Annotated in this window: 25 protein-coding genes; 15 read left to right on the top strand and 10 right to left on the bottom strand. The window is 71.7% G+C overall.

What is annotated here, in order from left to right; genetic code table 11:
* Window positions 1-617: 617 nt before the first annotated feature.
* Window positions 618-905, bottom strand: coding sequence for a hypothetical protein (locus ACFXMG_RS02570; RefSeq protein WP_383816198.1), 288 nt, complete (start codon window positions 903-905; stop codon window positions 618-620).
* A 59-nt stretch (window positions 906-964) separates the two neighbouring features.
* Here ACFXMG_RS02570 and ACFXMG_RS02565 point away from each other — a divergent pair, with 59 nt between their 5' ends.
* The gene (locus ACFXMG_RS02565; RefSeq protein ID WP_383816197.1) at window positions 965-1,456 is read left to right on the top strand and encodes an HIT family protein; all 492 of its coding nucleotides are present in this window, start codon (window positions 965-967) and stop codon (window positions 1,454-1,456) included.
* Here the strand turns inward: ACFXMG_RS02565 and ACFXMG_RS02560 are convergent.
* On the bottom strand, window positions 1,453-2,289 hold the full coding sequence (locus ACFXMG_RS02560; RefSeq protein ID WP_383816194.1) for an NAD-dependent epimerase/dehydratase family protein: 837 nt from the start codon (window positions 2,287-2,289) through the stop codon (window positions 1,453-1,455). The two genes, ACFXMG_RS02565 and ACFXMG_RS02560, sit on opposite strands and share 4 nt — an antisense overlap.
* 207 nt (window positions 2,290-2,496) lie before the next feature.
* On the opposite strand from ACFXMG_RS02560, the gene ACFXMG_RS02555 reads away from it, so the two are divergent.
* From ACFXMG_RS02555 to ACFXMG_RS02545, 3 genes are all read left to right on the top strand, one after another.
* On the top strand, window positions 2,497-3,234 hold the full coding sequence (locus ACFXMG_RS02555) for a translation initiation factor IF-2 (protein WP_383816193.1): 738 nt from the start codon (window positions 2,497-2,499) through the stop codon (window positions 3,232-3,234).
* 205 nt (window positions 3,235-3,439) lie between these two features.
* Window positions 3,440-4,879: a Gfo/Idh/MocA family protein gene (locus ACFXMG_RS02550; RefSeq protein ID WP_383816190.1), complete on the top strand. Its 1,440-nt coding sequence runs from the start codon at window positions 3,440-3,442 to the stop codon at window positions 4,877-4,879.
* A gap of 33 nt (window positions 4,880-4,912) precedes the next feature.
* On the top strand, window positions 4,913-5,944 hold the full coding sequence (locus ACFXMG_RS02545) for an NEW3 domain-containing protein (protein WP_383816187.1): 1,032 nt from the start codon (window positions 4,913-4,915) through the stop codon (window positions 5,942-5,944).
* Between the two features lie 207 nt (window positions 5,945-6,151).
* On the opposite strand, the gene ACFXMG_RS02540 is transcribed toward ACFXMG_RS02545, so the two are convergent.
* The 4 genes from ACFXMG_RS02540 to ACFXMG_RS02525 form a co-directional block, all read right to left on the bottom strand.
* Window positions 6,152-6,958, bottom strand: a complete 807-nt coding sequence (locus ACFXMG_RS02540) for a DeoR/GlpR family DNA-binding transcription regulator (protein WP_383816185.1) — start codon at window positions 6,956-6,958, stop codon at window positions 6,152-6,154.
* A gap of 109 nt (window positions 6,959-7,067) precedes the next feature.
* Complete coding sequence (locus ACFXMG_RS02535; RefSeq protein ID WP_383816182.1) at window positions 7,068-7,730, bottom strand: HisA/HisF-related TIM barrel protein; 663 nt, start codon at window positions 7,728-7,730, stop codon at window positions 7,068-7,070.
* 73 nt (window positions 7,731-7,803) lie between these two features.
* The gene (gene pdxA / locus ACFXMG_RS02530; RefSeq protein ID WP_383816179.1) at window positions 7,804-8,793 is read right to left on the bottom strand and encodes a 4-hydroxythreonine-4-phosphate dehydrogenase PdxA; all 990 of its coding nucleotides are present in this window, start codon (window positions 8,791-8,793) and stop codon (window positions 7,804-7,806) included.
* The gene (locus tag ACFXMG_RS02525) at window positions 8,790-9,995 is read right to left on the bottom strand and encodes a four-carbon acid sugar kinase family protein (protein WP_383816176.1); all 1,206 of its coding nucleotides are present in this window, start codon (window positions 9,993-9,995) and stop codon (window positions 8,790-8,792) included. Before ACFXMG_RS02525 ends, pdxA begins: the two co-directional genes overlap by 4 nt.
* 109 nt (window positions 9,996-10,104) lie before the next feature.
* Between ACFXMG_RS02525 and ACFXMG_RS02520 the strand changes: the two genes are divergently transcribed.
* The 11 genes from ACFXMG_RS02520 (at window position 10,105) to ACFXMG_RS02470 (ending at window position 19,116) form a co-directional block, all read left to right on the top strand.
* On the top strand, window positions 10,105-11,001 hold the full coding sequence (locus ACFXMG_RS02520) for a LysR substrate-binding domain-containing protein (RefSeq protein WP_383816173.1): 897 nt from the start codon (window positions 10,105-10,107) through the stop codon (window positions 10,999-11,001).
* Window positions 11,002-11,088: 87 nt separating this feature from the next.
* Window positions 11,089-11,676 carry a YdcF family protein gene (locus ACFXMG_RS02515; protein WP_383816171.1) on the top strand — a complete coding sequence of 196 codons (588 nt, stop codon included), beginning with the start codon at window positions 11,089-11,091 and terminating at the stop codon, window positions 11,674-11,676.
* 98 nt (window positions 11,677-11,774) lie between these two features.
* Window positions 11,775-12,626, top strand: a complete 852-nt coding sequence (locus ACFXMG_RS02510; protein WP_383816169.1) for an NAD(P)H-binding protein — start codon at window positions 11,775-11,777, stop codon at window positions 12,624-12,626.
* A 192-nt stretch (window positions 12,627-12,818) separates the two neighbouring features.
* Complete coding sequence (locus ACFXMG_RS02505; protein ID WP_383816167.1) at window positions 12,819-12,995, top strand: hypothetical protein; 177 nt, start codon at window positions 12,819-12,821, stop codon at window positions 12,993-12,995.
* A gap of 58 nt (window positions 12,996-13,053) precedes the next feature.
* Window positions 13,054-13,236: a hypothetical protein gene (locus ACFXMG_RS02500; RefSeq protein ID WP_383816165.1), complete on the top strand. Its 183-nt coding sequence runs from the start codon at window positions 13,054-13,056 to the stop codon at window positions 13,234-13,236.
* Between the two features lie 53 nt (window positions 13,237-13,289).
* A complete protein-coding gene (locus tag ACFXMG_RS02495) occupies window positions 13,290-13,859 on the top strand; it encodes a GNAT family N-acetyltransferase (RefSeq protein ID WP_383816163.1) in 570 nt (189 codons plus the stop codon).
* A gap of 119 nt (window positions 13,860-13,978) precedes the next feature.
* Window positions 13,979-14,455, top strand: coding sequence for an SRPBCC family protein (locus ACFXMG_RS02490; RefSeq protein WP_383816161.1), 477 nt, complete (start codon window positions 13,979-13,981; stop codon window positions 14,453-14,455).
* A gap of 722 nt (window positions 14,456-15,177) precedes the next feature.
* Complete coding sequence (locus ACFXMG_RS02485) at window positions 15,178-15,945, top strand: glyoxalase (RefSeq protein WP_383816159.1); 768 nt, start codon at window positions 15,178-15,180, stop codon at window positions 15,943-15,945.
* Between the two features lie 86 nt (window positions 15,946-16,031).
* Window positions 16,032-16,769: a TetR family transcriptional regulator gene (locus tag ACFXMG_RS02480; protein WP_383816157.1), complete on the top strand. Its 738-nt coding sequence runs from the start codon at window positions 16,032-16,034 to the stop codon at window positions 16,767-16,769.
* Between the two features lie 167 nt (window positions 16,770-16,936).
* The gene (locus tag ACFXMG_RS02475; RefSeq protein WP_383816406.1) at window positions 16,937-18,547 is read left to right on the top strand and encodes an MDR family MFS transporter; all 1,611 of its coding nucleotides are present in this window, start codon (window positions 16,937-16,939) and stop codon (window positions 18,545-18,547) included.
* Window positions 18,548-18,843: 296 nt separating this feature from the next.
* Window positions 18,844-19,116, top strand: coding sequence for a hypothetical protein (locus tag ACFXMG_RS02470; RefSeq protein WP_384899904.1), 273 nt, complete (start codon window positions 18,844-18,846; stop codon window positions 19,114-19,116).
* A 96-nt stretch (window positions 19,117-19,212) separates the two neighbouring features.
* On the opposite strand, the gene ACFXMG_RS02465 is transcribed toward ACFXMG_RS02470, so the two are convergent.
* From ACFXMG_RS02465 to ACFXMG_RS02450, 4 genes are all read right to left on the bottom strand, one after another.
* Window positions 19,213-20,829, bottom strand: coding sequence for a serine/threonine-protein kinase (locus ACFXMG_RS02465; protein ID WP_383816153.1), 1,617 nt, complete (start codon window positions 20,827-20,829; stop codon window positions 19,213-19,215).
* A complete protein-coding gene (locus ACFXMG_RS02460) occupies window positions 20,826-22,436 on the bottom strand; it encodes a serine/threonine-protein kinase (protein WP_383816151.1) in 1,611 nt (536 codons plus the stop codon). The genes ACFXMG_RS02465 and ACFXMG_RS02460 overlap by 4 nt, the downstream gene beginning before the upstream one ends.
* 192 nt (window positions 22,437-22,628) lie before the next feature.
* The gene (locus tag ACFXMG_RS02455) at window positions 22,629-23,180 is read right to left on the bottom strand and encodes a hypothetical protein (RefSeq protein WP_383816148.1); all 552 of its coding nucleotides are present in this window, start codon (window positions 23,178-23,180) and stop codon (window positions 22,629-22,631) included.
* A 54-nt stretch (window positions 23,181-23,234) separates the two neighbouring features.
* The gene (locus tag ACFXMG_RS02450; RefSeq protein WP_383816147.1) at window positions 23,235-23,573 is read right to left on the bottom strand and encodes a thioredoxin family protein; all 339 of its coding nucleotides are present in this window, start codon (window positions 23,571-23,573) and stop codon (window positions 23,235-23,237) included.
* Window positions 23,574-23,671: the final 98 nt, after the last annotated feature.

The raw sequence follows: 23,671 nt of genomic DNA, 5'->3' as shown, positions 1-23,671 counted from the left end.
AGGCCCCTCGCCCTCCCCGCACGGCATCCCGGATGCTCCCCGCATCCAGGACCCCTTCCGGACCCCTAGTACGCAATCGCCCCACGTCCGGCACCAGGGACACGGAGGCTGGTCTTCCGCGGTGCCGGACTTAAAGATCATTACTGGTCGCCTCGTGCCCGATCGGCCGAAGCATGGTCAATCTAGAGCATGGGAACCGGCTTGGAGAGTGGATGTGTGGAATTTGTGCGTTAGCTTTGAGACGTGATCCACGGGGCGCTCACCAGCCACAGACGCCTTCACGCCACCATGTGCTCCACCAGCCACTCTCTCCCCTCAACCACGTTTCCGCCGCGCCGAGTTGGGGGATTCTGGTGACCCGTCAGATCGTGCTTCCGCCGTCCACCGGAATGCGCGCCCGGTGATCCCCGAGCCCGCGTACGAGGCGAGGAGAAGGACCGCGACGGCCACCTCGACGCGGCGGGCGGTCCGGTACGCAGCAGGGCGGCCAGGCGGGCGAAGTCGTCGGCCACCGCCGAAGCCGCGAGCGTCCGGGTGGAACGCGTACGGAACCCTGAGCTGCGTGGTGCCGATGCCCGGCATCTCGGCCGCCGCCCCAGCGCCTGCCTACGACACTCTCAGCCGAGCCCGCGATGCGCGCCCCACAGCTCGGCGGCACGGCTCGCTGCGTCGGCGACCAGAGCCGCCAGTTCGGGCTCGTCGGGAACCGGGAACGACACGTACGCGCCCCGTCCGCCGGCCACCGGCCGCCCGTACGCCTTCACCGCGAGGCGCCCGTCCGGAAGGAGCCGCACGTTGAGCGTCGACAGCGCGAACTCCTCGCCGCGCCGGGTGTCCGTCCAGCGCAGCGCCGGAGGAATCGTGACATTGATCGCCAGCGCACTCACTTCCAGCTCACCACTCATCCCCCGATGATCGCACGCGAGGCCACCCGGGCCGACGTCGCCCGGCACCACGGAGGAGCATGATGGAGCACCGGACTCCCCTGGACATGAAGGCGTACGAGGAACGGGCCCGCCGAGGCCCCTGCTTCGTCTGCGCCTTCCTCGACGGACACCCCGACTACCGGCATCACGTCGTCTTCGAGGACGCCGACCACGTCGCCTTCCTCGACCGCTGGCCCACACTCCCGGGCAAGGTGCTGGTCGCCCCCAAACGCCACATCGAGCACGTCGTCCGCGGCTTCACCGAGGACGAGTACACGGCCATCATGCGTGTGGTGCGCAGAGTCGCCCTGGCCGTGGAGAAGGTGTTGACGCCCGAGCGCACCTACCTCCTCTCCCTGGGCTCCCAGGAAGCCAACGCACACGTCCACTGGCACATCGCGGGCCTGCCCGCCGGCGTCCCGTACGCCCAGCAGCAGTTCCACGCCCTGATGTCGGAGCACGGCGTGCTCGACACCTCGCCCACCGAGACCGCGTCCATCGCGGCCCGTCTCCGTGAGGCCCTGGCCTAGGCGTCCTGGTCGGCGAAGCCGGTGCGCCAGGAGGGGCGGGTCGGGGTCCAGCCGAGAGCGCGGGCGCGGGTGTTCAGGGCGCCTCGGGCCCAGGGGGTGCGGCCTTCGGTCCGGCGGGGGGACGTTACACCCAGGGCCGCCGCCAGGACCGGGAGCCAGGTGTGGGCGGGGGCGGGGTCGTCGTCGACCACGTTGTACGGGCCCGAGGGCCAGGTGAGGGCGCGTACCGCCGCTTCGGCGGCGTCGGCGACGTGGACGAAGGAGCTCACGGACGCGTCGGCCGTGGTGCTGCCCAGGAAGCTCGCCTCCGGGTTCCCGCCCAGCGCCGCGGCCACCGCGCCGCCCGGCGCGTACCAGGTGCCGGGGCCGTAGAGGATCCCGTACCGCAGGACGACGGCCTCCGGGAGCTCCGCCACCGTGTCCTCCAGGGCGCGCACTCCGGCGACGATCCGGGCGCGCGGTGACTCCGCCGTCCCGTCGAGCGGCACGGACTCGTCGGCGGGCGCGTCCCCGGGGGCGTACGCCCAGCTGATCGACTGCGCGACGATCCGGCCGACCCCCGCGGCGCGCGCGGCCTCGACGAGGTTCCGGGTGCCCTCGATCCGCAGCCGGTTGTTCGCGGCGCCGTCCGCCGCGCCCAGGTCCGTGAGCTGGTGCACCACCGCGTCGGGCGCGACCTCGGCCACCACCCGCCGTACCGCGTCCGCGTCCAGCACGTCCACCGGGCGCGGACCGCGCCGGGAGAGGCCCGCGACCTCGTGCCCCGCCGCCTCAAGGCGAGGGACGAGCTGACGACCCACGGCGCCTGTTGCGCCCGCGACAAGTACCCGCATGGGGCCCAGCGTAGAAGATCTTCTCGTCCGGACGGCGGGGGAGGGGGTGTGCGCGGCGGGCAGGGCGACCGAAATCAACTACCAGGGAAGGGACTTGGGCGGTCTGCCCCGTCGCGTGCTCGCCCCACCGGCTGAGTACGATCGCCTACGCCCGCCTGAGTACGCGACCCGTTGCCCCGCCGAACGCGGCGCCGGAAGGGTGGAGCCATGCGCCGACTCCTGCTGCTCACACCGCTGTTGCTGTTCGCCACCGGCTGCGGCGTGCTCCAGAACTCCGAGGACGAGGCGACCGACGAGGCGCGGGACGTCGCCCGGAACGCGGCCCAGCGCCTCGACAGCCAGCGCCCGCGCACGGCGGAGGAGGTCGGGCGCTCCGCCGCCCGCCTCGACGGCGTGGAGGTGATGCGGCTGACCGGCACCTCCACCCACGACGGCGAGGGCGTCGACGTCGTCGTCCGCACCTCCGGCTCGGCCTACGACTCCTGGTACGACGCCCAGGAGATCGTCGTACGGCGCTGCTTCGAGCTGCGGGTGTCGCCGAAGACGGAGTGGGGCGGCGAGGAGCCCCGGGACGTGGACTGCCCGGACGGCCTCGCGCTGACCTTCGCCCCGCCACCCGCCCCGCCCCAACTGCCCTACGAGGAACTGGGCGAGAAGCTCCCCAAGGTGCCGAAGGGCGGCCGCGTGGACGAGGCCGCAGTGCGCCGCGCGCTCGCCGCCCTGGACCTCCACCCGGAGATCCGCACCGAGGTGCTGGCGGAGGCGGGCCAGGTGGGGATCCTCCTCTCGCTCAAGCCCAACGGCTACGACCCACAGGACTGCGTCCTCGCCCGCGTGCGCCCCGGCGCCACCGAAGTGTGGTCGCCGACCCGCATCCAGCGGATGCCGGGCGAGGGCGGCTGCTCCGTCGGCTACGCCCTCCGCCCGCTCCCGCCACCGCACTGAACGGGGCGGCCGATGCCCGCTCCGGGGCCTCCGGGTGACGAGTTGGCGGACCCGATTGCGTACGGCATGCGCGATTCCGCCCCCAGTGTTGCGCATTAATGCTTCCAACGAGGGCTGAATGAACAACTATTGACATGTCCGGGACCGCCCCGTCAGAGTCGTTGCCGCACCCGCTGCCCGTACGTGTCGAGGAGCGATGACGAACATGCCAGAGATCCGAGCCGTCTCACGCCGCCTGCTTCTGGGAGGTGCTCTGGCGACGACCGGGGCCCTCGCGGCCGGAGCGGGGGCCTCACCGATCGCGGCCGCCGCACCGCCGGCGGCAGCGGCGGCCGTCCCCCGCAGGCGACCCGGCCAGAAATCCATGATCGACGTGCCCTACACCGCCCACCAGACCGTACGCGTCGGTGTGATCGGGCTGGGCAACCGCGGCTCCGGCATGACCACGGGCTGGTCCGTCGTCCCCGGCTGCACCGTCACCGCCGTCTGCGACATCCGCGCCGACCGGGCCAAGCGCACCGCCGACGCGCTCGTGAGGGCTGGCAAGCCCCGCCCCGCCGAGTACGGCGGCTCCGCCGACGCGTACGCGCAGATGCTGAGCCGCGACGACATCGACCTCGTCTACATCGCCACTCCCTGGGAGTTCCACTACCAGCAGGGCAAGGCGGCGATGCTGGCCGGCAAACACGTCATCGTGGAACTGCCCATCGCCACGGAGCTCGACGAGCTGTGGGACCTCGTCGACACCTCCGAGCGCACCCGCAGGCACCTCATGCTCGCCGAGAACTGTAGCTACGGCCGCAACGAGCTGGCCATGCTCAAGATGGCGCACGAGGGCCTGTTCGGCGACATCACGAACGGACACGGCGGCTACCTGCACGACCTGCGCGCCCTCCTCTTCTCCGACACGTACTACACCGACTCCTGGCGCCGCCTCTGGCACACCCGCAGCACCGCCTCCTTCTACGCCATGCACGGCCTCGCCCCGATCGCCGCGGCCATGGACATCAACCGGGGCGACCGGATGGCCACGCTCACCGCCACCGCGACCGCGCCGAAGGGCCTCGCCGACTACCGGGCCCGCTTCGTCCCCCAGGGCCACCCCTCGTGGAACGAGACGTACGTCAACGGCGACCTGGTCACGTGCCTCATCGAGACGGCCAAGGGCCGGATCATCCGCGCCGAGCACGACGTGAGCTCGCCACGCCCGTACAGCCGGATCAACACCCTCGCCGGCAGCCGGGGCATCTTCGAGGACTACGCGGGCGTGGTGTCGGCCGGCGGCGGCCGGATCTACGTCGAGCCGGACCACGGCGGGCACTCCTGGCGGGACTTCGGCTCCTACCGCAAGGAGTTCGACCACTGGCTGTGGAAGAAGATCGGTGACGACGCCGCGAACAACGGCGGCCACGGCGGCATGGACTACGTCCTCCAGTGGCGGACCGTCCAGCTCATGCGGGCGGGACTTGTGCCCGACATCGACGTCTACGACTCGGCGGCCTGGTGCGCCCCCGTCCCGCTGAGTGTCATGTCCCTGGAGGCCAAGGGGCGCCCCGTGCAGATCCCCGACTTCACCCGGGGCGCCTGGGTCAACCTCCGTATGGGCCTCGACTCGCGCACCACCGAAATGCCCCCCGTCGCCTGACGCAGCCTCCGCCCCTCCCCGAAGGAGCAGCACGTGAGACCAGCAGGACTGATCGGATGGCTCGGAGCCACGGCCGTGGCGGGCGCGTTCACCCTCCTCCCGGCCTCGTCCGCCACCGCCACCACCGCGACCCCGACTGAGGCTGTGATCGTCGCCGAGGCACGGCCGGCCGCCGCCGCGGCCGCGACCGGGGTGGCGATCTCGTCCGTCGACCTGGACGGACCCGCGATCTCGACCGTGAAGGTGACCGTCACCAACGCCGGGCCGGAGCGCATGCGCGCGCTCAAGGTGTCCTTCGGCGGGCCGGCCGGCTGGGCCGTACAGCCGTCCGTCCTCCAGGTGGACGGTTCCCTCGCGAAGGGCGCCTCCGCCGAGGCCACCTTCCGGATCCAGGTGCCGGAACGGCGCGCCGGATTCACCGTCCGCACGTTCACCGCGACCGCGACGTACAAGGGCGGGGACGGCGCCGGATCCGCCACCGCCACCAGGTCGCAGCACAGCGGCACCCCCCTGGCGAACCTCGCCGCCGCGTACAACAACGTCGGTGTGACCGACGAGAGCGCCACCGCACCCGGGAACTACGACGGCGAGGGGAACAGCTTCTCCGCGCAGAAGCTCGCCGCCGTCGGACTGCGCCCCGGGGAGCCCGTCACCGCCCTGGGCGCCACACTGCGCTGGCCGAACGTACCGAGCGGCACCCGGAACAACGTCTCCGCCGCGGGCCAGGCCATCACCCTCGGCGGCTCGGGCAGCCGGCTCGTCCTCCTCGGCTCGGGCGTCACCAGCGGCGCGTCGGGCACCGTGACCGTGTACTACACGGACGGGACGACGGGCTCCGGCCCGATCGGCTTCCCGAACTGGTCGTTCGACCCCGCGAACGCCCACGGCGCGACACTCGTGGCGTCCAGCGACGGTCGCAACCGGCCCAGCGGCTACGGCAACGCGGGCATCGCGTACCGCGTCTTCGCCCACTCGGTGCCGCTCGACCCGGCGAAGAACGTGGAGTTCGTGGTGCTCCCGGCGAACGCCAACGTTCATGTCTTCGACATGGCCATCGCCCCCTGATCGTCCGTCGGTACGCGGTGGCCCCGGGTGTCATGAGACGCCCGGGGCCGCGGCGTACCGCTGGGCGCCGGACGCCGGACACGTAATACCGGATACCAGGTATTGGATACCGGATACCGGATACCGGATACCGGATACCTGATACCGGATATTGGATACCGGATGCTGGCCGATGGGCGCCGGGCGATGGGCCCCGTGCCCGCGGCCTCAGACCCGGATCACCTTGATGCCGGCGTCCTCCAGACGGGCCACCGCGTCCGCCGGGGCGGCCGCGTCGGTGACGAGGGTGTCGACGGCGTCGAGTCCGCAGATGCGGGCGAAGGCCCGCTTGCCCAGCTTCGACGAGTCGGCGACCAGGACGACCCGCTGGGCGCGCTCCGCGAACAGCCGGCTGACGCTCGCCTCGTCCTCCTGGCGGGTCATCACGCCGAGCTGCGGGTCGAGCCCGTCCGCGCCCAGGACGGCGATGTCGAGGACGACCTCGTTCAGCACCCCGGCCGTCAGGGGGCCCACCAGCTCGTACGTCTGGGGACGGGCGACGCCGCCGGTGACGACGAGCTTGATCTGGGGACGTACGGCCAGTTCACCGGCGATGTTGAGCGCGTTGGTCACGACGGTGAAGACGGGCGCGGTCGTGTCCGTGGCGGCCGACGTCTCCTGCCGCCCCCCACCGGCCCGCAGCGCCAGCGCGCGGGCGACCTCGGTGGTGGTCGTCCCACCGTTGAACCCCACGACCTCCCCGTCACCGACGAGTTCGACGGCGGCGGCCGCGATGCGCTGTTTCTCGGAGGCGTGCCGCGACGACTTGTACCGCAGCGGCAGCTCGTACGAGACGCCCTGCGCGAGAGCCCCGCCCCGCGTCCGGACCAGCATCTGCTGCTCGGCCAGCTCGTCCAGATCCCGCCGGATCGTCGCGGACGAGACCTGGAGGGCCGCGGCGGTCTCCTCGACCTCCAGCCTGCCCTCGTTGGCCAGCAGTTCCAGGAGTGTGTTCCACCGCTCCCGCTTGGACATGCTTGGGGACCCCTTCGGCCTCTGAACCACGAGCTGCGCCCCCACCATACGCTCGCCACACCCATACGCCCGCCCCGCCGCCGGCAGCCTCGTCAGGCGGCCGGAGAACTCACGCGAGCGCGACCACGGGAGCCAGCTGGGACCGGATGGTTCCGGCGTGGGGCTGAAGCGACCCGTCGAACGCGGCGGATCCGATGGTGAAGGCATCGGCCCCGGCCGACGCGAGCGCCTGGATCTGGTCGGTGGTGCTGATGGAACCGGCGACCACCAGACGCCCGGTGGTGGCCGCGCGCGCGGCGCGGACGAGGTCGAGCGGGTCGGCGTCGGTGGCCCGGTACGCGAGCAGGTCCACGCCCGCGCAGCCCGCCGCCTCCGCACGGCGGCAGTCGTCGGCGATGCGGTCCGGGTCGCCGGCGAGCCGGGTGGGATGCCCGAGGGGCTCGCCTGCGAAGGGGAGGTACCGGACGGACGTGCCGTCCAGGAGGCGGAGGGTCTCGTCGATCCAGGTGCCGCCCATCAGCCAGTCGACACCGAGCTCGGCGGCGGTCCGTACGGAGGCGAGGGCGGCGTCCCGGTCGGTGCTGACCACTTCGAGGTAGGTGGTGGCGCCGCTGTCCTTGATGCGGGTGTGGAGCCGGCCGAGGGTGTCGCGGTCGACGCCGACGTCCTTGAACCCGATGTGGGTGACGCCGAGGTCCGTGATGGTGTCGAGGACGTCGAGGCAGTCGGTGACGGTGCGGTCGTCGCGGGTGAGCATGAAGATGAAGTCCATGGTGTCTTTGGGCCCTTCTGTCCTTCGGGTGTCTGTGGCGGGGTTCCGGGTGAGTCGGCCGCCGACGGCCGGGTCACGGGCGGTCCGTCGCCCGGGAGGACAGAAAGTCGGCGTGGCGGAGCGCGGCCAGGAGACTGGTGGGGTCGGCCGTGCCGAGACCGGCGATGTCGAACGCGGTGCCGTGGTCGACGCTGGTGCGCACGAAGGGCAGGCCGATGGTGATGTTGACGCCGTGCTCGATGCCGAGGTACTTGACCGGGATGAGGCCCTGGTCGTGGTACTGGGCGACCACGGCGTCGAAGGCCCCGGCGCGGGCCCGCATGAAGACGGTGTCGGCGGGCCAGGGCCCGCTCGCCTGGATGCCCTCGCGCTGCGCGGCCCGGACGGCGGGGCCGATGATGTCCAGGTCCTCCCGGCCGAACAGGCCGTTCTCCCCGGCGTGCGGATTGAGGCCGGCGACGGCGATGCGGGGGACGGCCACACCGCCGCGCCGGAGTGTGTGATGGGTGAGGCGGATGATGTCGAGTTCGCGGGCGGCGGTGATCGCGTCGAGGGCGTCGCGGAGCGACTGGTGCACGGTGACCAGGACGACGCGCAGCTCGTCGGTGGCCATCATCATCGCGTACTCCGTGGTGCCGGAGAGATCGGCCAGGATCTCGGTGTGCCCGGGGTAGGGGACACCGGACATGCGCAGCGCCTCCTTGTTGATCGGCGCGGTGACCAGGGCCCGTACCTCGCCGTCCAGGGCGAGTGCGATCCCCCGGCGGACGTACTGGAAGGACGCCGCCCCGGCGCGGGCGTCGAGGGCGCCCCAGGGCAGGTCGTCCGGCAGGGCGCCCTCGGTGAGGACGTCCACCGTGCCCGGCGCGAACGCCGCCTGGCCGACGGACGCGACCGGCCGGAGGGTGAGGCCGGTGCCGGCGACCTTGTCGGCGCGCGCGAGGACGTCCACGTCGCCGATGACGACGACGGGCGCGGTGCGCCGGGGATCGGCACAGGCTTTGAGGGTGATCTCGGGACCGATCCCGCAGGGGTCGCCCATGGTGATGGCGATCGGGGTCATACGTGCTCTCCCTGGTCGAGGGGGTGGCGGTCGACGGGGTGTCGGTCGACGGGGTGTCGGATCAGCCGGCACAGGCGCAGGAGCAGGGCGTCGTCCCCGAAGCCGCCCGCCTTGATCAGTACGGGGAGGGGGAGCGGCCCGAGCAGGGATCCGCGGGCGACGCCGGGCTCGGGCTCGTCGACGAGGCGGATGCAGGTGGCACCGAGGGCGGGGAGGACGGTCGCGGCCGTCTCGCCCCCGGTGACGACGAGCGCGTCGACGACCTGCTCCTCGGCCAGCCCCCGGACGACCGCCGCCAGGGACCGGGCGAGCGCGCGTGCCGCCTGCGGCGCACGGCGTTCCCCGGGCATCTGGAGGGTCAGTACGGGCGCGGTCGAGCGGCTCAGCGACTCCACCGCCCGCTCCGGATCGCCGCCGACGGTGACCCCCTGGACATCGCCCCGCCTGCGGAGCGCGGCCACCTGCCGCAGGGCCGCGGGGTTGGCGCTGCCGACGACGAACAGGGGCCGTAAGGCCGGCTCGGGCACCGGAACAGCCCCACCGGCACGCGCGCACGCGCGGGCCAGCGCGGCCGCGAGCCCGGGGGAGCCCACCCACAGCACGTCACCCAGGCGCGGTACGCGTTCCACGAGCCGGTCCAGATCGCCGTCGGAAGCGGCGGAGCAGACGATCAGGCCGCCCCTGCCGATCAGTTCGGGCAGCTCGGCCGCCCGGTCCGACCCGACCTGTACGGCCTCCGGGAACAGCGCCGCCAGGTCCGAGCACCGTACGGGGTGCACCGGGTCACGGGCGAAGTCGCTCTCGTGGACCGGCACGCCCCGCACGTACTGGACTCCGGCCACCGTCATCCGCTCCTCCCCGGGGAAGGCGGGAGCGATGACGACGGCCCGCCTCCCCGACCCCGCCCACGCGGCCCGGACCTCCGCCGCGACATGACCGCGCAAGGTGGAGTCGACGGTCTTGAAGAGCAGCCCGGAGCCGGAGAACAGCCGCGCCGCCCGCTCCGTACGCAGCGCGGCGGCGCCCTCGTCCAGCACCCGGCTCCCCAGGTCGATCGCGGCCACGTCCGTGGCCCCGTTCCGCGGCAGCAGCCCCGGGACGGAGAGCAGGATCCGGGCCTCGTGCCCGGCCCGGCGGAACGGAGCGGCACCGTCCCCGGCGCTGGTGAGGTCGTCCGCGAGGATGACGATGCCCGACCGCATGGCCCACCCCTCCAAAGTTCAGGATTCCTGTGACGGAATCGATGCTGACGCAGCCAAATGAGCAGGACAACCGATTCGTTCTCACGACCTCTGTGACTAAAATTCACGCATGCGATGGCCGTCCCTACCGCCCCTGAACACCCTGCTGCCCTTCGAGGTGACCGTCCGGCACGCGAGCATGACGGCGGCGGCCCAGGAACTGCACGTGACGCACGGCGCGGTGAGCCGGCAGATCCAGAACCTGGAGCGCCACCTCGGAACCGCGCTGTTCGAACGCCGGACACGCGCCCTGCGCCCCACCCCGGAGGCCCACCGGTTGGCGGCAGCCGTCCGGAACGCCCTCGACGAGATCGAAGCGGCGACCCGTCAGATCTCCCACCGCGCACCCACGGGACCGCTCACCCTCTCCTGCGAACCCACGCTCCTGATGCGGTGGCTCATCCCCCGACTGCCCGATCTGGCGGAGCACGTACCGGACGTCACCGTCCACCTGTCCGCGGGCGGCGGCCCCGTCGCCTTCGAACGCGACAACATCGACCTGGCGATCCGCCGAGACGACTTCCCCTTCCCCGAGAACATCACCCGCACCCGCCTCTTCGCGGAACACATCGGCCCCGTCTGCCGCCCCGACCTGGCACCGAGCGACGTACCGAACGCGCCCCTCCTCCACACCGCGACACGACCGGGAGCATGGGACGACTGGCGCCGCATCACCGGCATGAAGGCCGAGCCGGCCTCCCAACAGACCCTGGAACACTTCTACTTGACGCTCCAGGCCGCCACGGCCGGCGTCGGCATAGCGATCGCCCCCTACGCCGTAGCCCGCGACGACCTGGCCCGAGGTACCCTGACCGCCCCCTTCGGCTTCACCCCCGACGGCACCAGCTACCACCTCCTCTGCCGTCCGAACCTCAAACAGGACGCACGCGTGGACCGCCTGACAACATGGCTACGGACCCAGGCGAGCCAGCTGGAAGCCGCTGCCGAGGTGAGGGACGGGGCATGACGGAAACGGACGGCCGTGCGGAGGAGGAAGCGGAGACGGGCATCGGCAGCGGGCCGACTGCGGGTGGTGGCCGACTAGAGTCGCCGCATGCGAAGGCGGGCTGCGTGGGTGTCAGCAGGGGCTGCGTTACTGGCCTGGAGCGAGTGGGTCAACTGGCGCTGGTCCCGGACTCTCGTCGGGAGCCGCGAGGGAGGCACCGAGGCGGTGGTCGTTCTGGGCTTCCGGAACCCCCAGCCGAAGGCGAACCTCGTCAACCGCTGGCGGGTTCGCGCCGGCCTGCGCTCCATCGACGCCGACGGATCTCGTGAGACGCGCGTGATCTTCAGCGGCGGGGCGGTCGGCGGCAACGAATCCGAGGCCAGGCTCATGGCCACCTACGCCCGGGAGATGCTCGCCTTCGACGGCAACGTGCTCCTGGAGGAACACAGCACAACGACATGGGAGAACGTCACGAACGTGATCCCGCTCCTCGAAGACGTCGACCGCATCAAGTTCGTCTCCCAGCCCGCCCACGCACTCAAGGCCCGCGCGTACCTCCAGCGGCAACGCCCGGATCTAGCGCACAAGCTCGTACGCGCAGACGACTACCGCCTGGCGGAGTGGCTCCCCGCCAAGCCCCTGCTCGCTTTCTACGGCCTCTGGTCCCTCCGACGTCTACGCCCCGAGGAGCGCTGACCGGAGCGCGCGGCGACGACCAGGAGGCCAGTGCTTGACCTCAACCTTGGTTGATGTACGAGAGTCATGTCATCGAACGGCGAGACGAGGAGATTGCGATGACACAGCCCAGGATCCTGGTGGCCGGTGCGACGGGAAAGGTCGGCGGCGCCGTGGTGAGCCAACTGCACGCGGCGGGCGTGCCGGTGCGGGCGCTGGTGCGAGGGGAGGCGGACTTCCCGGAGGGTGTGCAGGCAGTGCGCGGCGATCTCGGTGATCCCGCGTCGCTGGGCGCGGCTCTGGAGGGCGTCGACGCGGTCTTCCTGGTGTGGCCGTTCCTGAGCGCCGAGGGCGCGTCGGACGTCTTCGACGTGATCGGGAAGCACGCCCGGCGGGTGGTGTATCTGTCGTCCGCCGGAGTCGGGAACGAGACGGAAGAGCCGGGCGAGGCCATCACCATGTTCCACACGGAACTGGAGCGGCTGGCCGAGGCATCGGGCCTGGAGTGGACGGCGCTGCGGCCCACCGGGTTCGCGAGCAACACGCTGGGCTGGGCGGAGGAGGTCAGCACCACTGGTGCGGTACGGGCTCCGCTCGCAAGGCTGGCCCGTCCGCTGATCCACGAGGCGGACATCGCCGCGGTCGCCGTCAAGGCGCTGACGACCGACACCCTGCTCAACGCCCGCCCCGTGCTCACCGGCCCCGAACTGATCACCCAGGAACAGCAGGTGGCCCTGATCGGCGAGGCGATCGGTCGACCGGTGAGATTCGAGGAGACCTCGCTGGCCGAGGCCGCCGAGCAGATGAAGGCCGCAGGCTACCCGGCAGAACTGGTGGACGCCGTACTCCCGGCCCAAGCGAAGCTGCTCGACGATCCGGAGCCGGTCAACGACGAAGTGCTGCGCATCACGGGCACCCCGGCCCGCTCCTTCCACCAGTGGGCGCTGGACCACGCAGCGGACTTCCGCTGAACCCAGAGAGCTCGACGCGGCTCTCCTGACCGGGAGCCGCGTCGCGGCCTTCCTCAAGCGGGACGGCATCCGTGACGCCCTGCCCCCGATCCGCGCCTGGCCACCCTTGAGCCGAGCCAGTCGCCTAGCCGGCGGTAGCCTCGTCCGAGCGCTTGTGCCTTAGCGCGCGGCAGATGGGGGATGACAGTGGACGTGACCGAAGAGAGCCGTGACTCCGCCGAGCTCCAGGCGGTCATCGAACGAAGCCGGAAGGCTGAACGACTCGGATGGTCGGCCATCGCTGTGGTGGTGGGTCTCGGGGTGCTGGCCGCGCTCGCCGTGCTCGTGGCTGTCGTGTGGTTCGCCCTCGCGGCAGTCAGCGTGAACTGACGCCGTCGCGGCTGTCGCCGAGCTCGTCGGTTTGCCGAGAGGTTGTCGAGGAGGAGGTATGGGGGCGGGGCGTAGTTGGGAGCACGGACTGATTGACGGTGCGGTTGTCGTCACCGACCCATACGGTTACCTCACCCACCTTCAGCTGTCGTACACCCCGCTCGGCTACAGCCCCGACCTGCCGGCCGAGCAGGACGGCGCCGCTCTGGAGCGCTGGGTCATCGCTCACGTCGACTGGTGACCTTGGCCTCCGTGCTGGTGCGGCGTTGCGCGGCCTCCAGGCATGGTGGAGGGATGCAGACACCGTTCATCGTTCCCCGGATCGCCGTCGGCGACGGGCTTGTGCTGAGGCCCTGGCATGTGGGCGACCTGCCGCTGGTGCGTGAGGCGGCCGAGGACTCTTACATCCCGCTGGTCTCGACCGTGCCCAGCCCGTACACCCACGACGAAGGTGTCGCGTTCCTCGCCCGGCAGGAGGATCGGGCGCTCAGCCGCACCGGCTATCCGTTCGTCATGGCGGAGGCGGCGGGCGACCGTGGCCTCGGCCAGATCGGGCTGTGGCCGAACGCCACCGACGGGGGCAGGGCGTCCGTGGGGTACTGGACGGCGGGGTCCGCCCGCGGGCGCGGTGTCGCCGCCGTGGCCTTGCGCGCGATCGCCTCCTGGGCCTTGCGTGACCTCGGCTTCGAGCGGGTGGAGCTGTACGTCGAGCCCTGGAACACCGCCTCGCGCAAGACCGCCACCAAGGCCGGCTTCTCCTGCGAAGGCATCCTGCGGAGCTGGCAGTCGGTGGGCGGTGAGCGCCGGGACATGGCGGTCTACTCCCGGATCGCCACGGACCCGGACGCCGGCGATGGAGTGTAAGAGCTCCCACCCTGTCCGGGACACGGAGGCGTCTGTGCGTGTGAGGGAGGCGGGTTGGGGATAGCCTCGGCCGAGTCCACGGACGCCCATTTGTATGGAAATGAAGGCAGGCGGTCATAGTGTCCCGGAATCGCCGTTTGATCCTGAGCCCGCCGTCCCGGGTGTGGGGCCTATTGGCCGATGGTCTTCGTTACGGGGAGTGGGTCTCGGGTACGCAGCAGGTCATGGCCGCCGACCCGCACTGGCCCGAGGTCGGCGCCCGGCTCCGCGTCCGGGTGGGGCTCGGCCCCCTCACGCTCGACGACACCTGCGTCGTCCGTATCTGCGAGCCCGAGCGCCGCCTGGAACTGGAGGCGAAGGCGGATCCCTTCGGTGCCGCCCGCATCGCCATGAACCTGATCCCCTGGGGCGGGAACACGCTCTTCCTCCTCGAATGGCACCCCCTGCGAGGCCCCGGCACCCGCATGCACGGGCTCCCCGTCGACTACCTCGTCTCCATCCGCAACGGCATGATGCTGACGAAGCTCGCCCGCATCGCCGTCCGTGAACAACGCACCAGCACCGCCGGGCCTGTGCCGGAGAGCGTCGATCGCTGAGGCTGCGGCGGTGATCACGCCATCGCCCCCCCAGGACGAGCCGGCTCAGCATCTGCGATGCCACCACGCCAACTCCGGGTCCGCCATGGGCTCGTGATGCGTCCGCCTCAGCAGCACCTCATCCAGACGCTCCACCTCCACCCGAAGTTCGGTGGCAGCGTGCGGAGGCAACATGAGCAGCGCATCTTGCAGCTTGTCCCGAGCCCAGCCCTCACCGCAGCACGCGCAGGTGAACTCCGCCTCCTCACGCCTCCAACGCCGCTTGCTCCCGTGGACACGGGCGGACCACACACTCAACGCCACCGCCACGATGCCCGGGCTCAGCCGCTCCCGCTCAAGGGTCCGTACGGCCGCATTCGCTGCCCCCGACAGTCCGGGGACGTCGCGATAGCGCGCCCAGGGTCGCCGTCCCCGTCTGCGATCAGGCGACCGAAGCGCACCTGGCCTTCTACGCGGCACGATCCCTTCGAACATCAGCATCAGTCATGAACGGCATCCTTCCACAGCCCAAGATCGGCCGGCCCTCTCCTTCGCGGAGAAGCCTGATGCGGCGAACCCGGCAGTGGCCTTGTCAACATGCCTTGCCACCCCTCCCTCCACAGACACCCCTCCCACCTGCGGAGATAAAGGGCACATAAAAGCTCCACAGGCGTCAGATCTCGTTCTGCCCGAGGCTTGAGGGGTCCCGGACGGGGACGGTTGCACGAGAAGAGGCGGAGTACATGACGGAAGCGACGACGCGGGCCAACGAGACGGCGGTGCCGGTGATGCCGTGCGTGTCGGTGGACGAGACCGTGGAGTTCTACGAGGGCCTCGGTTTCAAGACCGTCTACAAGCAGAAGAGGCCGTACGTCTACCTGGCGTTCGCGTGGAGCGGTTTCGAGCTGCACTTCGGGGACGCTCCGGCGCACCTCGACCCGTCTCTGGAGAACGGCGGGGGCTGCCTGGTGCTGGTCGACGCGGTCGCGCCGTACCACGCCACCTTCACCCGGGCGATGCGGGAGAAGTACGGGAAGGTGCTGGTCAAGGGGAGGCCGAGGATCACCCGGTTCCGGCCCGGGGCCAGCCGTTTCACCCTGGTCGACCCCTCCGGGAACTCGATCATCTTCATCCAGCGCGACGAGCCGATGGAGCTGGAGTACGGCGGCTCGAAGGAGCTCGAAGGTCTGGCCAAGGTGCTGGACAACGCGCGGATCTTCAGCGAGTTCAAGACCGACGACCGCACCGCCTTCCGGGCCCTCACGGTCGGCCTGCGCAAGCACGGGGACACCGCGCCACCGGCGGACCTGGCCCGGGCGCTGGCCACCCTGATCGAGCTGGCGACGGCACTGGAGGAGTACGACTCCATCGACCAGTGGCGCCGGCGGCTGGCCGAGATCGAGCTCACCGACGCCGAGAAGCGACTGGTGGAGGACGGGCTGCGCAACGCCGACGCCCTCCAGCTCTGGCGGACACCGGGCGGCGGCACAGCCGGCACCTCGTCGAACTGACACCCCTATCTCTCCGTCCCTCTCTCGGTCGGGTCGTCGTCGGGGACCTTTTTTGCACGTCGTGCATTTTTGCGTACCATGCACGCATGGCTGAGAGTGTGCCGGCCCGGGGTGGGCTCAGAGAGCGTAAGAAGAAGGCGACGCGTGCCGCGCTGGTCGAGGCGGCCGTGCGGCAGGCGGCGGAGCACGGGGTCGAGCACGTCACCGTCGACGCGATCAGCGCGGCGGCGGGGGTGTCCACCCGGACGTTCTTCAACTACTTCGACTCGCGCGACGAGGTCTTCGTCATGATCGGCGCGGACTCCGGCGAACGGGTCCGCCAGGCCGTCCTCGCCGCCCCCGCCGACCTCTCCCCGCTCGACGTACTGCGCCAGGCCCTGGCCGCCGAGCTGGTGGAGGTCGAGCACCAGCAGGAGCTGTGGCGGCTGCACGCGGAGGTCCTCGGCAAGAACCCGCAGCTGCTCGCGCGGACCCTCGGAGCGCACATGAGCGACGAGATCCTCCTCGCCGAGGCGATCGCCGAGCGCATCGGCCAGGGCTCGCCGCTCTTCACCCAGGACCGCCCCGCCCACGCCTCCCCGGAAGAACAGGACCGGCGTCGTGCCCTCGCCCTGTACCCGCGCCTCCTGGCCGCGGTCGGCGGCACCGCCGTCCGCATCGCGGTCGAGCACTGGTGCGTGCGACAGGCCGAGGTGACCTTCGCCGACGTCTTCCGGGAGGCGTTCGAGCACCTCGCCGCGGGCCTCCCCGAAGCCCCCGGAACCCCCGAAGCCCCCAGAACCCCCGGAACCCCCGAACCCTCCGTTCACGACAGCGGGCGCTGAAGCGTACGCACCCGTGCGCTCCGCCCCGCCGGACGGATCCCCTGGAGGGCCGTCACCCGCACCCGCACCAACACCCACACACCGCGGGCGGCACTCCGCACCACCGAACCCCTGAGAAGGAAGCTGTGAACTCAACAGCGGCGCCGGTCGAGGCGCCACCGACCTCCATGTCGGACCGGCAGATACTCCAGGCCATGTCCGGCCTGATGGCGGGCATGTTCGTCGCCATCCTCGCCGGAACCGTGGTCGCCAACGCGCTGCCGCGGATCATCGCGGACCTGGGAGCGAGCCAGTCCTCGTACACCTGGGTCGTCACCGCCGAACTGCTCGCCATGACGGCGACGGTGCCGCTGTGGGGCAAGCTCGCCGACCTCTACAACCAGAAGCTGCTCCTCCAGATCTCCCTGGGCCTGTTCGTGGTCGGCTCGCTGCTGGCCGGGTTCTCCCAGGAAGTCGGACTGCTGATCTTCAGCCGTGTCGCCCAGGGCATCGGCGCCGGCGGTCTGACCGCCCTCGCGCAGGTCGTCATGGCGGCGATCATCCCGCCGCGCAGGCTCGGCAAGTACGCCGGCATCTTCGGTGCCGTCTTCGCCGTGGGCACCGTTGCGGGCCCCCTCATCGGCGGCGTCCTCGTCGACACCTCCTGGCTGGGCTGGCGCTGGTGCTTCTTCATCGGCGTCCCGTTCGCGCTGCTCGCCATCGTGCTGCTCCAGCGGACCCTGAAGCTGCCCGACCTGCGCCGCGAGGCGAAGATCGACTACCTGGGCGCCTTCCTGATCGTCGCCGGCGTCTCCGCGCTCCTCATCTGGGTGTCGCTGGCCGGCAACAGCTTCGACTGGGCCTCCTGGCAGACCGCGGCCCTGACCGGCGGCGGACTGGTGCTGCTCGTCGCGGCCGTCATCGTCGAGTCCCGGGTTCCCGAGCCGATCATCCCGCTCGGCATCTTCCGCAACCGCACCGTGTCGCTGACCACCGTCGCCAGCCTCTTCGTCGGCCTGGCGATGTTCGGCGGCACCGTCTTCCTCTCGCAGTACTTCCAGATCTCCCTCGGGAAGTCCCCGACGGTCGCGGGCCTCATGAGCCTGCCCATGATCCTCGGCCTGCTGGTCTCCTCCACCGTCGCCGGACAGATCATCAGCAAGACCGGCCGCTGGAAGGTCTACCTCGTCGCGGGCGGCATCCTGATGACCGCGGGACTCGGCCTCCTCTCCACGATCGGCGCCGACACCCACTTCGGTCTGACCAGCGTCTACATGGCCGTCATGGGCGTCGGCGTCGGCATGCTGATGCAGAACCTCGTCCTGGCCGCCCAGAACGACGTGCCGGCCACCGAACTCGGCGCCGCCACCTCCGTCCTGTCCTTCTTCCGCAGCCTCGGCGGCACCATCGGCACGAGCGTGCTCGGCGCGATCCTCGCCAGCCGGGTGGCCTCCGAGATGAGCAAGGGCCTCGCGGACGCGGGCGTCCCCGCGGGCGGCGGCGCGGCGGGGCACGGCGCGATGCCGGACATGACGACCCTCCCGGCCCCGATCCGCGAGATCGTGGAGCACGCGTACGGCGTCGCCACCGGCGAACTCTTCCTCGTCGCCACCCCCTTCGCCCTCCTCGCGGTGATCGCGGTCCTGTTCATCAAGGAGAAGCCGCTGAAGACCACCAGCGGCATGGAACGCCTCGCCGAGGAGTCCGGCGCCGCCGGGCACGAGGGCGGTACGGACGCGACCGAGCCGCCCGTGGTGACCGCCGCCGGAGTCCCGGCCGCGTCCGCCGAGAAGGGCTGACAGCCCCGGGCGGCAGGTGCATGCGTACCACCTGCCGCCCGGCAGCGGCCTCTCCCACAGGGGACGGTGGGGGAGGCCGCTCTTGTGTACGGTCATGGCCACCACGGCACCCGCGAGCACGGCCACCTGCCCGCACCGCGACTCCCCGATCCGCGAGTCCTACGCCGGCCGAAGCGCCAACGGGGCCCATGAGGGACGATCCCCTCATGGAGCGGGTTATCGATCTTGATGAAGCGGCCGCCGTTCTGTCCCAGCGGACCCCGAGCTGGACGGCGGCCGGCCTTGAAGTCGGCCCGGTGACATGGAGAGACGCGGAGGCCCCATGGCCCCAGCCACTGGAGACCGACAGGGCCCGGGTCCGCGATCCGGACTCGCTCGGCGTGGTCGTCTCCGGGCGGGCGGAGGCCGCGCTGTCGGTGGTGCTGTTCCGCGGCGGCTGGGCGGACGTGGACTACGTGGCCGACCTCGACGACGCCGGCTGCCTGCCGGCTTCCGGAATCACCTCGGCGGCGGACTTCGCCGCCCGCATGGACCGGTGGGTCACTCGCGTCTTCGGGAGCCTCGGCTGAGGGCTGCGCTTGCGTCACGGGCCGGTCGGCTCATCACGGTCAGGACGCCTACGACTTCGGCCACAGTGCCAGCCTTAGTGCGAGCCTTTCTCGCTCTCACGTCGTGCTCGGGACCGCGTGCACGGCTGCCTCGGCGATCTTCGTCGCCTCCTCCTCGCAGGTGCCGGTCGGGTGGCGTTCGCCGGCCAGGGCGACGTACACGGTGAGGTTCGCGGTGCGGACGGAGAGGGCGCAGGTCCAGCTGCCTGCGGAGGCCGATGCCCAGAACGCTTCGTCGGCGAAGGCCAGGCCCGTCGCCGGGCGCCCGCCCTTCGCCTCGTCCGCGAACTCCTCCGCCTGGCGCTCCGTGGCGTTCTCGGAGTAGCCCGCGGAACGGCGCAGGTACCAGCGGACGTCCGCGTGCGCGGAGACGTCCCAGCCGTCGGCGAGCAGCTCGTTCCGGTCGTACCAGGAGCAGGAGGTTTCGGCCGAGGAGGTGAGGTCGCTGGTCCTGTCCATGTCCTTCCGCCGCTCCGGGAGAGGGAGACCCCGCGTTGCCTCCGCGCAGGTCGGCATCGTCAAGTACCGATCCTGCGGCCCGGCTTCACCCTCGTCCCGTACGTACCACCAGGCACCTGCGCCCAGGAGGGAGAGGGCGACCGCGGCCGCGGTCCATGCGGCTGGAGCCCGGCGGCGTCTCCGGCGCGGGGCGGGAACGGTGGGAGCCGTGGGGCTGGAGAGCTGGGTGACCACGGCTGTGGCGGTGCCGCCCGCCTGCGGCAGGAGCACCGTCCGCTCGCGGTCACGGTCACGGTCTCGGTCATGGTCGGAGTCCGGGCCCATGGCCAGGAGTGTCTCGACCCCCGCCCGTTGTTCCGCGATCGCCGCGTGCACCGCCGGTGGCCAGCATCGGGGCGCGGGCGTCGCAGGGCCCAGGGCGGCGAGGAGTTGCCCGGGGGTCGGGCGGCCGGCCGGGTCCTTGGCCAGGCAGGCGGCGACGAGGCTGCGCAGTTCGGCCGGTACGGCGTCGAGCGCGGGGGCGGTGTGCGCGACGGCGTACAGCTCCTGGAGGGGCGAGGGTCCGGCGAACGGACTCGTTCCCGTCGCCGCCAGGACGAGCACCGAGCCGAGCGAGAACACGTCGCTCGCCGGGGTGAGTTCACGTCCCTCCGCCTGCTCGGGCGACATGTACGCGGGGGAGCCGACGACCAGCCCCGTCCCGGTCAGCTCCGCCACCTGCCCGCTCTCGGCGGCGCGCGCGATGCCGAAGTCGATGACGCGCACCCCGTCCTCCGACAGCAGGACGTTCTCCGGCTTCAGGTCGCGGTGGATCAGCCCGGCCCGGTGGATCTCTTCCAGCGCCGTCGCCAGCCCCACGGCCAGGCGCCGTACGGTCTCCGTGGGCAGCGTGCCCGAGCGCGCGACGGCCGCGCCGAGCGAGGGCCCGGCCACGAACACGGAGGCCAACCAGGGCGTCGCCGCCTCCGTGTCGGCGTCCAGGACGGCCGCCGTGCAGGCCCCCGACACCCGCCGCGACGCCTCCACCTCGCGCCGGAAGCGGGCCCGGAAGCCCTCGTCCGCCGCGAGCCGCGCATGCACCTGCTTCACGGCGGCGAGCCGCCCGTCCGGCGCGACGCCCAGGAACACCCGCCCCATACCTCCTCGGCCCAGCTCGGCGAGGAGCCGGTACGGGCCCGCCCGGCGCGGGTCCTCGGGACCCAGCGGGCGCGTCACCGGGCCTTCACCGCCGCCACGGCCTGCCGGCCGATGTCACCGGCGACGGCCTCGCAGCGCCCCACCGGGTACGCGGGGCCCTGGACGACCACGAAGACCATCAGGTTCCGGTCCCTGCCGCGCAGGACGCAGTACTGGTCGCGGGGCTTCTCCCAGAGGGCCTCCTCGACGAAGCCGAGCGAGACGTCACGCGGCGTCACACCGCGCCGGTGGAACTCCTCGTACCGCTCCTTCATCCGCTCCGCCCCGGTCCGGCCGCCGCCGGTCGCGTACTGGTCCCAGGTGATGTTGATCCGATCGCCGGAGCGAGTGATCCACGTGCACTGCGTCGACCGCTTCCCGTCCTGCGGGGTGACGCGGGTCGGGGGATCCATGGTGGGCTGCGCCGCGAACCCGGCGGGCGTTCTCACGTCGGCGAACACGCGGTCGCAGGTGGGCAGCGCCTCCGTGTACCGGTCGGCGACCTGGCTCAGCGGTACGCCCCCCGGCGTCGGGACGGGCTCCGGCACCACCATGTAGTACACGTCAGCCGCCCACCCCGTCGCGGCGCCCACCGCTCCGACGACCACGAGGACCCCGGCGGCGACGGCCGCGGCGATCCGCCCCCGGCGGCGCCGGGGAACCGGGGCGGGGGGAGGGGCTGGGGAAGTGGTCGGGAGAGTGGGCGGGAAAGTGTGCGGGAATGCGGGTGGGGGAGTGGGCAGGGGAGCGGCGGCCGGTGGCGTACGGTCGAGCCGGTCGACCTCCGCCCGCTGTGCCGCGATCCGGGCGTGTACGGCCTCCGGCCAGGGGCGCGCGGCGGCGGGTACGGCCCCGAGCCAGGCGGTCACCTCCTGCGGGGAGGGTCGCAGGGCCGGGTCCTTGGCGAGGCAGGCGGTGACGAGCTCGCGCAGGCCGGGCGGTACGGAAGCGAGGTCGGGCTCCTCGTGGACGACGGCGTGCAGGACGGCGGGGACCGAGCCGCCGTCGAAGGGCGGCCTGCCGGTACAGGCCACGACGAGGGTGGCGCCGAGCGCGAACACGTCGGCGGCGGGCCCGGGGTGGCCGCCCTCGATCTGCTCGGGCGCCATGAAGGCCGGGGAGCCGATGAGGGCGCCGGTGTGGGTGATGCGGGTCGCGTGGTCGGCGGCCCGGGCGATGCCGAAGTCGATGACCCGGACGCCGTCCTCGGTGAGGAGGACGTTCGACGGCTTCAGGTCCCGGTGGACGAGCCCGGCCCGGTGCACGTCGGCCAACGCCAGGGCGAGCCCCGCGGCGAGCCGCCGCACCGCCTCCTCGGGCAGGACGCCCGCCGCCTCCAGCGCCTCGCTCAGAGTGGGTCCTGGCAGGAAGAGGGAGGCCAGCCAGGGCGCGGCGGCGTCCGGATCGGCGTCGACCACCGGCGCGGTGTAGGCCCCCGAGACCCGGCGCGAGGCGTCCACCTCCCGCCGGAACCTGGCACGGAACCCCGCGTCGTCCGCGAGGTCGGCGTGCACCCGCTTGACCGCGACGAGCCGCCCGTCGCCCGCCGCCCCCAACAGAACCCGCCCCATGCCCCCCTGCCCGAGCACGGCGACCGTCCTGAACGGCCCGACGTACGGCGGGTCGCCGGGTCCCACTGCCTGCATGCCGATGTCTCCCCCGAGAAGCCCTGCGCATCCTGTGAACTAGAACGCGATCCTAGTACTCCAGGAAGGGCCGTCCCTGAGCAGGTCGGTGAGGCGGCGTCACCTCGGCCGTCAGGCGGGGGACGACGCCGTACCCGGAGCGCGGCCGGGAAGCGTCGACACGCCGCCCACGGCACGCACTCCCGCCGGGGGTCAGGAGCCGGTCGTCGGGAGGGTCAGGAACAGGTCGAAGTAGGTGCCGAGCGACAGGAGCAGTCCGAGGCCGCCCAGGACGGCACCGGCGACGGCGACCGCGCGGACCCAGGCGGGCTGACGGGGGCGGGTGAGGACGAGGGCGGCGACGATCAGGGCGAGGAGGGCGAAGACGCCGTTGACCAGGGCGGTGCTGTGCCAGGCGTCACCGTAGATCTCGCTGATCTGCTGCGCGGGAGTGCCGCCGGAGGAGGTCTTGATCTGCCCGATGAGCGTCTCGCGCTCGGAGACGACCTTGGCGGTCCAGGTGCCGCTGAGCGCGACGCCGGAGAGGACGGCGGACACGACAGCCGCGGCGGCGGCCCCGACGCCGGTGGCCTCCGGGCGGGAAGCCGCCTCTTCGTCCTCGTCCTGATCGTCATCTTCGTCGAGCAGGTCCGTGACGTCGTCGACGTTGTCGATGTCGTCGGTGGCGTCCTCGACGGGCTCGACGGGCTCGGCGTCCGGCCGTGAGGTGGTGTCTTCGGTCTTCTCGGTCGTCTTCGTGTCCATGGGGCGCACGCTAGGTGCTCCACATGAGAGCGGCCTTAACTGATCGTTCTCCGCTCAGAGGTGCGGGTCCAGGAGTTCCCGTACCTCGGTGGTCGTCATGAGGCCCGTGCCGTGCGCCACCGCCTCCCCGTCCTTCAGGAGGACGTAGGACGGCGCCCCGGTGACCCCGTATCGCTTGGTCGCGGCCGGACAGCGCGTGATGTCGGTGCGGACGGCCGTCAGACGGCCCGTGTACTCGTCGGCGATGCCGCCCACGACGAGGTCCATCGCCCGACAGGGCTCGATGGCCTTGGGCCATGTCCCGGTGAAGTAGGCGAGGACCGGGACCTGGCTCATCCCGAGGATGAAGTCGAATTCCGCGTCCTCACGGGGTTGGTGAACCCGCTTCGCCATGGAAGTTCCTGCCTTTGTGTTCCGTCGTGACGATTTCTAGCCCGAGTATCTCCTGTTCAGCCCACCACTGAGCCCCCCCTACGCTGGCCCTGGTGGGA

Source organism: Streptomyces sp. NPDC059201 (assembly GCF_042754585.1).
GTDB lineage: Bacteria > Actinomycetota > Actinomycetes > Streptomycetales > Streptomycetaceae > Streptomyces.
This window is presented reverse-complemented; position numbering and strand designations above follow the sequence as displayed.